The organism is Petrotoga mobilis SJ95 (assembly GCF_000018605.1).
Lineage (GTDB): Bacteria > Thermotogota > Thermotogae > Petrotogales > Petrotogaceae > Petrotoga > Petrotoga mobilis.
Genome location: NC_010003.1, coordinates 1,139,276 through 1,151,981, shown reverse-complemented (window position 1 = coordinate 1,151,981; position 12,706 = coordinate 1,139,276). Strand labels below are relative to the sequence as shown.

Here is a 12,706-nt window from a genome sequence, read left to right as displayed (position 1 = left end):
TTCACTTCCTTTTTTTATCTTTTGGAACTACACATGTACCGCTCGCCTTACAAACTATTATGGGTTTTTCAAGGTAATCCGCAGCCGAATCTGATATATCGGTTCTCTTTGTTATAACCTTTCTAGCTTCAAAACTCATAGTTCTAGAGGTATTTCCAACCTTTGTTATCTCTCCTTCTGCTTCGATATAATCCCCTGCATAAACGGGAGAGATAAATTCTACATTATCGTATGCTTTAAATAAACCTTCATCACCATCATGTTTTATGAGCAACTCTGTTGCAACATCTCCAAATAATTGTAGGATTTTTGCTCCATCTACTAGGTTACCTCCATAATGAGCGTCTTGCAAACCCATTCTTACGCGTATAATCGCTTTTTCCATTTATTGTTCCCCCCTTTGAAATATTGAATATAAAGGTTTCAAGCTTGGTTTTCCCTATAGTTAGAATTCCATAAGTTTTAAGTCGTCTGGAACTATTAGTTCTGCTTCAGTTATTTCCTTTAATTCTTCTAAAGTAATGTCAGGGGAAATCTCTTTTAATAATAACCCATTATCAGTTGGTTCAATGACAGAAAACTCGGTTACTATCAAATCAACCCTTCTGATTGAGGTTAAAGGTAAAGAACACTTTTTAATTATTTTAGGTGTACCTTTTGAGGTGTGTGTCATAGCTATTATTACCTTTTTTGCACCGGTAACTAAGTCCATTGCTCCACCCATGCCAGCGATAACTTTTCCGGGGACCATCCAGTTTGCTAGGTGTCCTTCCTGATCAACTTGAAAAGCTCCAAGAACCGTTACATCTATATGACCTCCTCTAATTAACGCAAAAGAAAAAGCAGAATCAAATATCATTGCACCGGGTATTATATCCACATATTTTCCGCCTGCATTGATTAAGTTGGGGTTAGATATTTCTTCAGGAATCTCTGAAGCTATTCCGAGAATCCCGTTTTCTCCTTGGAAAAATATTTCAGCATCTTTAGACACAAAGTTAGATACCAAAGTCGGCAAACCGATTCCTAAGTTGACAATATTTCCTGGTTTCAATTCTTTTGCTACCCTTTTAGCGATCCTTTCTTTTTCATTCATCTTTTTTCACTCCTTATAACAACGTAATCAACAATAGCTCCAGGAATATGAATTTCATCAGGACATATACTACCTGTTGGAACAAGTTCATCTACTTCGGCAATAACGATGTCACAAGCTAGGGCCATAACCGGGTTAAAGTTTCTTGCGGTGAATGAACATTGTAAATTTCCAAGATGATCGGCTTTACTGGATTTAACAAGCGCTACTCTTCCTCTAAGAGCTTTTTCAAGAATATATTTTTTCCCCTCTATCTCAATGAGTTGTTTATTTTTTTCTCTTATAGTTCCTATCCCGGTTGGAGTTAATATGCCTCCAAGCCCAGCCCCCCCAGCTCTAATTTGTTCTATTAATGTGCCTTGAGGGACAAACTCAACTTCCAACTCGTTTTCTATACATTGTCTTTGAGTTTCTTTGTTCGTTCCAATATGGGAGGTTATCACTTTTTTTACGAGTTTGCTAGCAATTAATCTACCGATACCCTTGTCTTCAAAAGAAGTATCGTTGCATATAACTGTTAAGTTACTTTTCCTTTTATTTATTAGTTCGTCTATCAAAGTTTCTGGTGTTCCAACGCCCAAAAACCCCCCTATCATTAAGGTAGTTCCTTCAGAAATGAAGGAAATTGCTTCTTGTGGGCTGACGATTTTCAATTCACTCACCCCTTCTGTAATGTTTTTGTTATACTTTTATCAAAAAATTTCTTAACTTTTTTATACATGTAATATTTTACCTCTTTTTTTACATTTTTGTATGTAAAGATGTGACATAAAAGAATTCGAAGAGATTGAGATTAATAGAGAACTTTATTGAGCTCACAAACTCATTTTATTATGTAATCGATTTTGATATATTTTTTGTAAAACTATAGTATTTTTGAAAGTAATTTGATAAAATAACACTATGCACTGAATAAAGCATTTTGGGAGATGGTTTAGTGTTTTTTTGGAAATTTGCCTTTCGCAATTTTTTAAAGAGATGGCAAGTGAGCATTTTGTTAGTTTTGGGGGCTATCATTCCTTCTTTGTTAACTGTTTCTTCTCTTTCACTTAATGATTCGATAGTTTCTTATAGAAAAACTCAGCTTGAGGTTAATTTTGGTCAAGCAGATGCCTTTGTTGTTAATAACAGGACATCACTATTTCTCTCTTTTCCCTTGTCACAAATGATATTAGATGATCTAAAAAGCAATCCCCAAGTAAAAAACATTTTACCGGCTTCAGAAAGTTTCGGAAGAATAGAAAATAATGGACGTTTTTTGGAAGTTTTGGTTGTTGCGGTTGAAGGAGAAGATCTTTCGAACTTTATAGGTCAAAATATTGATTTAAGTCCAGGTAAAGTAGTTGTCTCTCAAGAGATAGCTAACGAAATTGGAGTTAATGAAGGAGAAACCATTGTAATTCATATGCCAGGGGGTTCAAAGAATTTAGAGGTTTCCCATGTTGGTGAGAAAGGTTTTTTGAATTACCGAGGAGAGATGGCGCAATATCCGGGATCGGTTTTTGTTAATGTGTTGGATTTCAAAGGTAATACAGTTTATCCTTCAAAGGCGTATGTGGATTTTGTTGAATCCGAAAATGTTGATATTTCCAATATTTCCCTTCCTTCAAATTTAGAGATTAATAATATAAAAGAAGATTTTTTGAATTCCCCAGTAAATGAAATTCTGGGATATATTGTTTTTGCCTTTAGTTCTTTTTCAATATTGGCGGGTTTAATATTAGTTATTGTTTTCGGGAACAATTTTGCAAACGAGCAAGAAAAAACGGTAGGTATTTTAAGAATTTTAGGTTTTAAAAGATTTAAGATCTTACTTCTTTTCTTTATGGAAGCTTTGTTATATTTTGGGATATCTTCAGCAATAGGAGTTATTTTGGGGGCGAAAATAGGAGCTGTTCTATTAAATCAACTTGGTGAAATTGCATCAGGTCTAACTTTCGAAACTTTGGGAAGTTTTACAGTCGTTCCTTATGAATTAAGTGTTAGAACAATAATATTTGGTTTTTTAATAGGTATTGTAATACCATTGATCATTTTTATGATTAAAGGGTTACAAATTTCCAACAACTCTCCTGTAGAATCCTTGAAAAAAGATGTGGAGGCATATGTGCCTCATGGTATTAACGGATGGTTTTCTCTTCTTTTTATTATATCTGGTGTTCTTTTAATGTCCTTTGCAAATGAGTTTGAAATTCTGGCATTAATTTTGATTTCAGTGGGATTAGTATTTGTATTCAAAAACCCCTTGTTTAATGTTGGGTTATCCGTTTTTCTTATGATCCTTAGTAAAACATTTTTTTCTCTCTCTTCGGGAGCATTATCTTTTAATTTTATTTTTCAAAGATCTTTTTTATTCGGTTTCATCGTTGTTCTTTTTTTTACTTCTATAATTCCAATTTTAAAAAGGTTTTCTAAAGTGTTTTCCTCAAAGAAGAGTGTTCCTTTTCTTTTGGGATTTTCGTATGTTGAAAGATTCCCAGTTAGAGTTTTAATGCTTTCTTTAATGTTTGGTATAATTATTTTTGGTTTGATTGTTATTTCTTCCATACCAGCGAATTTGGTTAGGTTTGTTGATACTTCTATGCAAGAAGGATTATTTGGATATAATTTTTTGGTTGTATCAAATCCTATAAAAAACCTATTTTTTTCTGATGATATAGCTGTTTATGAAGGGATAGAAAAGCCAACAAAGGTTCAAATTGCCATTCTCGATTCACAGATCATAGCTTTTGTAGACGATACTTTTCTTGAATCGGCGATAATTCCATCGGAATCAGTAACAGATTGGAGAGAGGAACTGAAAAGTAAAAATACCGTTCTTTATGGAAAATTTAGTGATGAAGAACAAATTCCAGAGTACGTGAAGGGTAATCTTTCCTCCATTACACCCTTAGGTGGAGTATCTAATGTTTCTTACGATGTCGTTGGTTTTTTTAACTTAAAAGATATTACAATTCCTGTAAAATATGTAGCAAGTATAGTATCCAAACCTAATAGCGTAAAAAGTGTCGATATACTTTTAGGGAATGTGCCTAAAGAAAATATTGACGAAGTCAAGCAGAAATATATGTCAACTTTTGATTATCCTATTTTTATAGAAGAGGAATTACAGACTATTTATAATGGGATAGATGGTATAATTTCTCTAGCAACTGGAATGCTTTATCTTGGATTGATTAGTGGATTTTCAGGACTGGCACTGTACTCTGTAAGATCATGCATAATTCGCCAAAGAATAATCGGAACTCTAAGAGCAATCGGTTCAAGCTCAAAAGATATAACCAAGGGGCTTCTCATTGAAAATTTCAGCATTGTTTCCGTAGGAGCTTTCATTGGTCTTGTTGGAGGTTACCTAGTCGCGAAGGATATTATTTTCGCCATCTTTCAATTTTTAGGAAATGTTGATTTTTATTTTCCTTTGTTGAATGTAGTGGGAATAATTGGAATGGTGTATTTAATCACTTTTCTAACCTTGATGATACCTTCGTTTTTAATAACTAAAATCACACCAGCAGACAGTTTGAGGGAGATTGGATAATGGAAGTTGAGAGCAAAAATAGCGCTTTGATAAAAGCAATTGAATTGTACAAAGTGTACAACGACAAAAGAATAAAAGTAGAAGCTTTAAAGAACGTTACCTTAACTATAAAAAAGGGTGAATTTATTGGTATATTAGGGCCTTCAGGTTCAGGTAAAACGACATTGCTTAATTGCCTTTCTGCAATTGATAATCCTACCAGCGGAGAGATTTACTTTAAAGGGGTTCCATTCCAAAATTTGAAAGAAGAAGAACGGACTTCCTTCAGAGCCAAAAACATGGGTTTTGTGTTTCAATTTTTTAATCTTATTCCAGTTTTGACGGTTTTAGAAAATGTCCAATTGCCTTTGTTGATCTTAGGAGAAAAGAACAAGACCTCAAAAGAAAAAGCATATGAAGTTTTAAAGAAAGTTAAGCTTGATAATAAAGTAGAAAGATTCCCATATGAACTATCCGGTGGTGAACAACAAAGAGTTGCTATTGCAAGGGCTATAATACATTCTCCAGAGGTTATATGGGCTGACGAACCAACTGGAAATCTTGACAGTGAAAATGGTGAAATAATAATAGAACTTTTGGAAGGGATAAGAAAAGAAAATGGAACTACACTTGTAGTAGTTACCCATGATTTGAATATTGCAAAAAGAGCCGATAGAATTATCCAAATTAGAGATGGAATTATACAAGAAATTTAATTCTTTCATGAATTTTGATATAATATAAAAAGAAGGGGTTGTAGCGCAGCGGGAGCGCGTTGCCTTCGCAAGGCAAAGGTCGTGGGTTCGAATCCCATCAACTCCACCATATTGAATTAGCCGCCTCACCCTCGGCGCCTAAATTTCCCAAATTTTTCTCCCTTCTGTCGAAAAAACTTCTCATAAGCCGAAATGTTAGTGAAATTCCTTATATTGCCGAGATATGAGGAGGAAAAGTTGCATTTTCACTATTACTCTTTCTATCAGATTCGGTTTTCTCCTTTCAAAGCTGGTAAAGTCTAAACTTGAGGCTGTTAAAGAAACGGATAAAAGGCTACGGTGCTATGAACCTTTGTCAGAATTGCCTTTGTTAACTTCTTTTATCCCTAAAACGTTATATAATATGCCCAAACCCATCTTAGAAGGGTTTAAGATATAGAATGCATAATATATGAAGGATGATACTATGAATAATGGAAAGATAACCATTAGACAGCTTGAAACGCATCTTTTTAAAGCTGCAGATATTCTTAGGGGGAACATGGATGCCTCTGAGTATAAGGAATATATTTTTGGTATGCTCTTTTTAAAACGTGCTTCGGATGTTTTTGAAGTAAGTAAGGAAAAATTAAGAAACAAATTCAAAGCTCAGAGTTTTACCGATGAACAGATTAATGAACTTTTGGAAGATCCTGATTTATATTGGGATACCTTCTTTGTTCCCGAAAAAGCAAGATGGCGAAATATTCTTACCTTGAAGGAAGATGTAGGGAACCACTTAAATAAAGCATTAGCTGCATTAGAAGAGGCAAACCGTGAATTGGATGGTGTTTTAAAGTATATTGATTTCAATGCCATAAAAGGGAAAACTCGTCTTAAAAGCCAACAACTCATTGACCTGATTCACCATTTTAATAAATATAGACTTACAAACGAGGATTTTGAGTTTCCGGATTTGCTTGGTGCTGCATACGAGTATCTTCTTAAAGAATTTGCCGACTCTGCAGGTAAAAAGGGCGGTGAATTTTACACCCCTACATACGTAAAGAAACTAATGGTCAGACTTGTTAAACCACAAGAAGGCATGACAATCTATGATCCTACAGTTGGCTCGGGGGGATTCCTTATAGAATCAAGACATTATATTGAAGAGCAGGGGCAGGATCCCATAAACATAGCTCTTTATGGGCAGGAGCTGAACGGATTGACATGGTCTATATGTAAGATGAATATGATTCTCCACGGGATTTCAGATGCGCATATAGAAAATGAAGATACTTTAACAACCCCTATGTTTGTAGAAAATGGATACATAAGGCATTTTGATAGGGTTCTAGCCAATCCTCCATTTTCTCAGAATTATACTCGTACAAACATGCAGTTCCAGGAAAGATTTAAGTATGGTTTTACTCCGGAGACAGGCAAGAAAGCAGATTTAATGTTTTTGCAACATATGATTGCCAGCTTAAATGATAATGGCGTTATGGCAACTGTCATGCCTCATGGTGTATTGTTCAGAGGTGGACAGGAAAAGGTCATTAGAGAAGGTATAGTGAGAGATAATTTAATTGAGGCTATTATTGGTTTACCCTCCAAACTCTTTTACAATGTAGGTATTCCAGCATGCGTGATAGTTATCAATAAAAACAAACCAGAACATATGAAAGATAAAATTTTATTCATCAATGCAGACAGGGAATACGGAGAGGGGCGGAATCAGAATTATCTAAGACCAGAAGACATCGAGAAGATTGTAACGGTGTTCGACGAGAAAAAGGATATACCAAAATACTCGAGAATCGTAGATATTATGGAGATTGAAGATAATGATTTTAATCTGAACATCAGAAGGTATTTGGACAATTCTCCAGACCCTGAGATTGAGGATGTTCATGCTCATCTTGTTTGTGGTGTTCCAAAGAGGGAGGTTGAACTTTATAAGGAACTATTCCAAAGTTTTGACCTTTCCCTTAACCGTCTTCTGAAAGAAAAAGATAAAAATTATTTGGAGTTTAATGACAATATTGAGGAAAAAAGCAAGCTTAGAGAAATCATTGAGAGCGATGATAATGTAAGGGTCACCATCTCAAAGCACAGAGAAAAACTACAAGAATGGTGGGATAAAGTAACACCTGAGATTGAGCGGTTTCATGGAAATAACAATCTCTGGGACTTCAGGAATAGAACTATGAAACTGCTAAAGGAGAGATTTCGACAGCTTGGTTTACTTGATGAGTTTAAGATTTCTGGCATATTTGTGAACTGGTGGGAAGATCTCATGTATGATTTTAAAACCATAGTTTCTACTGGTTGGAGCAAAAATCTGATTGAAGATGAAATGATAAAAGAGAAATTTTTCAGGGCAGAAATGGAAGAGATCGAAAAGTTGGAAAGCAAAGTAGCAGAGATTGACGACGAACTAAACGAGCTTTTAGAAGAGGTTGAGGACTGGGATGAAGAGGAACAGGGTAATAAAACGGCTAATAAGGTTAAAAAGTACTTAGAAGAAATTGTTAAGGATTTAAGAGCAAACAAAAGCGCGTCAGTATTTAAAGAAGCTGCAAAATGGCAGAAATTGCTCTCTGGGATTAAGCAGAAAGAGAAGAAGTTAAAGGAAGTTAATAAACAACTAAAAGATAAAGAAAAAGAGATTGAGAATAAGACAATACAAAAAAGAGAATCATTGTGCGAGCAAGAAGTAAAGGAGTTACTTCTGAAGAAATTTTATGAACTTATTGATACGCAACTTGAAAAATATCTGAATGCAGAGAAAAAAGAAATAATAAAGATTTTTGAAAACTTGTGGGATAAGTATAAGGTTTCTTTGATAGAGCTGACAGAAGAAAGAGAAACAGAAGTTAAAAAACTGGACGAGTTTTTAGAAAGGTTGGGGTATTACAATGGCAGAAGTTAAAGAAATGGAAAAACTGCCAGAAGGGTGGAAAATTTCGTCAGTTAAGGATTTGTTTATAGATGGAAGAGGGAGGGTTATTAGTGAAGAAGAAATAAAAAATAAAGAAGGGATATATCCAGTATTTTCTTCTCAAACAAAGAATAAAGGCGAACTGGGAAAAATAAATACATATGATTTTGAAGGTGAATATATAACTTGGACAACAGATGGAGCTAATGCGGGAACTGTTTTTTATCGCAATGGAAGATTCAACTGTACAAATGTTTGTGGTACTCTGGAGGCAAGAAATAAAGAAGTCTGTTCAAAATACTTTGCTTATTTACTTTCTAACGTTTTAAAGAAATATGTCTCTTATATTGGGAATCCTAAGTTAATGAATAACGTAGTAAGAGGGATAAAATTAGTTCATCCTGCCAATTATTTTGCACAGTGCAAAATCGCAGAAATTATAAAAACCGTTGATAATGCCATAGAAAAGACCGACAAAATTATAGAGAAATATAAACGCATAAAGCAAGGGTTGATGCAGGATTTGCTAACAAAAGGAATAGACGAAAACGGGCAAATCAGAAGCGAGGGGACGCACAGATTCAAAGACTCGCCACTTGGAAGGATACCAGAGGAGTGGGAAGTAGTGGAACTTATCAAAGGTCTAGGTAATAATCCAAGTTTAATTGTTGCTGGACCATTTGGATCTAGTCTAAAGGTTGAAGACTATAAAGAAATAGGAATACCAATCCTGAGATTACAAAATGTAGATGAAAATAAATTTATAGATAAAGATATTAAGTTCATCACTGAAAAGAAAGCAAAAGCATTATCATACCATTCATTCGAGGAAGGGGATATAGTTTTAGCAAAATTAGGAATGCCTGTAGGAAAAGCGTGCATAGTTCCTGAGAAATACAAGTATGGGATTGTAGTTGCCGATGTTGTAAGAATCAGGGTAAGTCCAAAATTTGCAAATAAAGAATTTATCTCTTATATACTAAATTACAGCATTTGCAGGAAACAATTAAATGCCTATATAATTGGAACAACAAGACCAAGAGTTAATTTAACTCAAATAAGAAATATATTAATCCCTTTGCCGTCCCTCCCCGAACAACATCGCATTGCTTCCATCCTCTCCCAGATAGACGAGACCATAGAGAAGGAGCAAAGATACAAAGAAAAACTTGAACGAATAAAGCAGGGGTTGATGGAGGATTTGCTTACAGGTAAAGTCAGAGTTAATCATTTAATTGAAGGTGTTGAAAATGTATCGCAGACTTGATGAAGAACATTATGTAGAAAATCCTTTCCTCGCTCAGCTTCTGAGGTTGGGCTGGAAAGTTTATAGACAGAATAAGGATAACCCTGAAGATGTAAAAGAAATCAAATCTTTTAACTCATCCTCTGAACCTGACTATAGTGAAAGCATAAAATTCAGGGAAACATTTGGAGAGGTAATTCTCGAAGAGGAACTCATAAGTTCAATCAAAAGAATAAATCCATGGATGGAAGAAGACCAGATAAATGAAGTTGTAAGAAGGATAAAAACGCCTTCAGCAAACTTTCTTCTGGAGGCGAACAAGGAAATTCACGATTTGTTACTTGAAAATACTTCTGTATCAGAGAACAGGAAAACAGGAGAAAAAAGTCCAACTGTCAGATTTATAGATTTTAGAAACCCAGAAAATAACTCATTTATTGCAATTTCCCAGTTTAAGGTAAATATACCAGGGACTGAGAAGCATATAATACCCGATATTGTTCTTTTTGTAAATGGTTTGCCTTTGGTGGTCGTGGAATGTAAATCTCCAGCCATTGCAGACCCAATTACAGAGGCGATAACCCAGCTTAGGAGATACTCCAACAGAAGGGGAGAAAAAGAGGGGAATGAAAAACTCTTCTGGTATAATCTCTTTACGATTGCTACATCTAATCAAACTGCAAAGTATGGTACTATAACTGCAGAATATGAACATTTTGTCGAATGGAAAGATCCGTACCCTTACACTCTATCAGACATAAATCCTGAGAGAAGTGTAACTAGTCAACAGGTTTTAGTTCAGGGAATGCTAGCAAAGGGCAACATCTTAGATCTTCTCCATACGTTTACCATTTTCAAAGAGGATTCTAAGGGCGGTGTTATAAAGGTTGTGGCAAGATACCAGCAGTTCAGAGCAGTTAAGAAGATCGTAAAAAAGATAAAAGAAGGGAAAACCCCTGAAGAAAGAGGGGGAATTATCTGGCATACCCAGGGCTCTGGAAAATCATTAACCATGATGTTTACTGTTAGAGAAATGTATCATAACCCTGAATTTGGCAACTTCAAGGTTATTTTTATAACAGACAGAAAAGATCTAGAAAGACAATTAAAAGAAACATCAAAAAGTGTTGGCTTTACGGTCCATCCTGCTGGGAGTATAAAAGAGTTACAGAACCTTTTAAAGACTGACACTCCAGACCTTGTTATGGGCATGATTCACAAATTTCAAGAAAGAGAACTTAAAATAGAATTTCCTCTGTTAAATACATCCCCGAACATTCTTATCATGATAGACGAAGCACACAGAACACAATACAAATTCCTGGGGGCCAATCTGAGAAAAGCCCTCCCAAATGCTCTAAAAATAGCCTTCACAGGCACACCAATTGAAAAAACTGAAAAAACTTTTGGTGAGTACATAGATAAATACAGTATAAGACAAGCGGTTGATGATGGTGTAACCGTGGAAATCGTTTATGAAGGTAGATCACACACCGCAGAACTTTCTGATGAAGAAGCTGCAAATGCAAAGTTTGAGGATGTTTTCTCCATGATTGATGCAGATCAGAAAGCCAAGATTATGGGGAGATACACATGGCAGGCTTATCTTGAAGATGAGAATGTGATAATGGACAAGGCGAAGGATATGATAAATCACTACGTTGCCCATGTCTTTCCAAATGGATTTAAGGCTCAGGTTGTAACTGTTTCAAGGCTTGCTGCAATAAGATATAAAAAAGCCCTTGAGAATGCATTGAAGGAAAAAATAGAGGAATTAAAAAAGAATACTCTGAGTAAAATAGATATAAATCAGCTTGAGAAATTAAAAGTTGGCGTGGTTATTTCTGGATTGGCTAATGATCCTCCAGAGTACCAGCCTTACACCGACACAAACGAGCATGAAAAGATAATAAAGAGCTTCAAGTTTCCCTTTGATAAAACTGATGATGGAGGCATTTCTGGTGATGTTGGTATTTTAGTTGTTCAGAGTATGCTTATTACTGGATTTGATGCCCCTATTGAACAGGTTATGTATTTAGATAATGTAATTAAAGAACACAACTTATTACAAGCAATTGCCAGAGTGAACAGAGTTTACAAAAACAAGAGTTGTGGTTTTATTGTGGATTATGTTGGAGTTTTAAAGCATTTAAGAGAATCTCTTGCCATTTATGCCGATGAAGATATTGAAGAGATCACGCAAGTTGTTAAGGATAAAGCCAAAAGCATTGATGATTTAAAATTTATCCATAGCCTTATCGAAGATTTTTTTAAAAAGTATGAGATTGAAAACTGGAGAGATAACATAGATGAATGCATAGATCTTCTTGTTGATGAAGAGGTGAGAAATGAATTTATAATGCTTATAAGAAGCTTTAATAGCGCAATGGATGCTGTGCTTCCTGACCCAGATGCTCTAAAATACGTCACGGATCTAAAGATTCTCAATTTCATAAAAGAGTCCGCAAGGAACAGGTATAGGGACGACAAGTTAAGCATCAAGGATGCAAGTAGAAAGATAAGGGAGATTGTTGAAGAGTATCTAATATCAAAAGGTGTTGATCCAAAAATACCACCAACTCCTCTTCTTGAAGATAAATTCATCAATAAATTAGAAAAGAAAAAATCGAGCAAAGCGAGAGCTGAAGAACTTAGGTATGCCATTGTAGAACACATTGAAAAGCACTATGAAGAAGACCCTGAGTTTTACGAGAGGTTTTCTGATAGGTTAAGGAGAATCCTTGAAGAATACAAAGATAACTGGGACAATCTTGCCATCGAGCTTAAAAAGTTTAGAGAAGCTATAAAAAAAGGAAGAGAAGCAGAAGAGACCTTTGGTTTTGAACCAAAAAAAGAGATGCCATTTTTCGGACTGATAAAACAAGAAATATACGGTGTAAAACCTATCGAAACACTGAGCGATAAAGATATTGACTTTTTAGTTAGTTTAACCAAGGATGTGATTGAAATCGTAAGAAGAGAGAGTCAAGTGGTTGACTTCTGGGAGAACTACACCAGGCAAAAGATATTAAAATCTTTTTTGATATCCAGGTTACTCTCTTCTTATTCCCAATCCCGAAACGAAGAGTATGTGTTAAGGGAAAATCCTGCTCCGTATTTAGCAGAGGAGAACAAAGTGATATTTGGAAAAAGAAATGAAATAGCCCAGAAGTTGATGGAACTTGCTTATCACATTTATGGGAAGTGA

At 35.1% G+C, this 12,706-nt stretch carries 8 protein-coding genes and 1 tRNA gene; 6 read left to right on the top strand and 3 right to left on the bottom strand.

The window, feature by feature from the left end; genetic code table 11:
• Position 1: 1 nt before the first annotated feature.
• Genes kal through PMOB_RS05540 form a run of 3 tightly spaced genes read right to left on the bottom strand, consistent with a single transcriptional unit; the run spans position 2 to position 1,749 of the window.
• The gene (gene kal, locus PMOB_RS05550; RefSeq protein ID WP_012208897.1) at positions 2–385 is read right to left on the bottom strand and encodes a 3-aminobutyryl-CoA ammonia lyase; all 384 of its coding nucleotides are present in this window, start codon (positions 383–385) and stop codon (positions 2–4) included.
• A gap of 60 nt (positions 386–445) precedes the next feature.
• Positions 446–1,096, bottom strand: coding sequence for a 3-oxoacid CoA-transferase subunit B (locus tag PMOB_RS05545; protein WP_012208896.1), 651 nt, complete (start codon positions 1,094–1,096; stop codon positions 446–448).
• On the bottom strand, positions 1,093–1,749 hold the full coding sequence (locus PMOB_RS05540) for a CoA transferase subunit A (RefSeq protein ID WP_012208895.1): 657 nt from the start codon (positions 1,747–1,749) through the stop codon (positions 1,093–1,095). The genes PMOB_RS05545 and PMOB_RS05540 overlap by 4 nt, the downstream gene beginning before the upstream one ends.
• A 332-nt stretch (positions 1,750–2,081) precedes the next feature.
• Here PMOB_RS05540 and PMOB_RS05535 point away from each other — a divergent pair, with 332 nt between their 5' ends.
• The 6 genes from PMOB_RS05535 to PMOB_RS05510 all read left to right on the top strand — a co-directional run bounded on the left by PMOB_RS05535 (position 2,082) and on the right by PMOB_RS05510 (position 12,706).
• Positions 2,082–4,634 (top strand): ABC transporter permease, encoded by a 2,553-nt coding sequence (locus PMOB_RS05535; protein ID WP_155811067.1) that lies wholly within the window; start codon positions 2,082–2,084, stop codon positions 4,632–4,634.
• Positions 4,634–5,329: an ABC transporter ATP-binding protein gene (locus PMOB_RS05530; protein ID WP_012208893.1), complete on the top strand. Its 696-nt coding sequence runs from the start codon at positions 4,634–4,636 to the stop codon at positions 5,327–5,329. The genes PMOB_RS05535 and PMOB_RS05530 overlap by 1 nt, the downstream gene beginning before the upstream one ends.
• 34 nt (positions 5,330–5,363) lie before the next feature.
• Positions 5,364–5,438, top strand: a tRNA-Ala gene (locus tag PMOB_RS05525).
• A 357-nt stretch (positions 5,439–5,795) separates the two neighbouring features.
• Positions 5,796–8,243, top strand: a complete 2,448-nt coding sequence (locus tag PMOB_RS05520) for a type I restriction-modification system subunit M (RefSeq protein WP_012208892.1) — start codon at positions 5,796–5,798, stop codon at positions 8,241–8,243.
• The gene (locus PMOB_RS05515; protein ID WP_012208891.1) at positions 8,230–9,519 is read left to right on the top strand and encodes a restriction endonuclease subunit S; all 1,290 of its coding nucleotides are present in this window, start codon (positions 8,230–8,232) and stop codon (positions 9,517–9,519) included. The genes PMOB_RS05520 and PMOB_RS05515 overlap by 14 nt, the downstream gene beginning before the upstream one ends.
• Complete coding sequence (locus PMOB_RS05510) at positions 9,503–12,706, top strand: type I restriction endonuclease subunit R (protein ID WP_012208890.1); 3,204 nt, start codon at positions 9,503–9,505, stop codon at positions 12,704–12,706. Before PMOB_RS05515 ends, PMOB_RS05510 begins: the two co-directional genes overlap by 17 nt.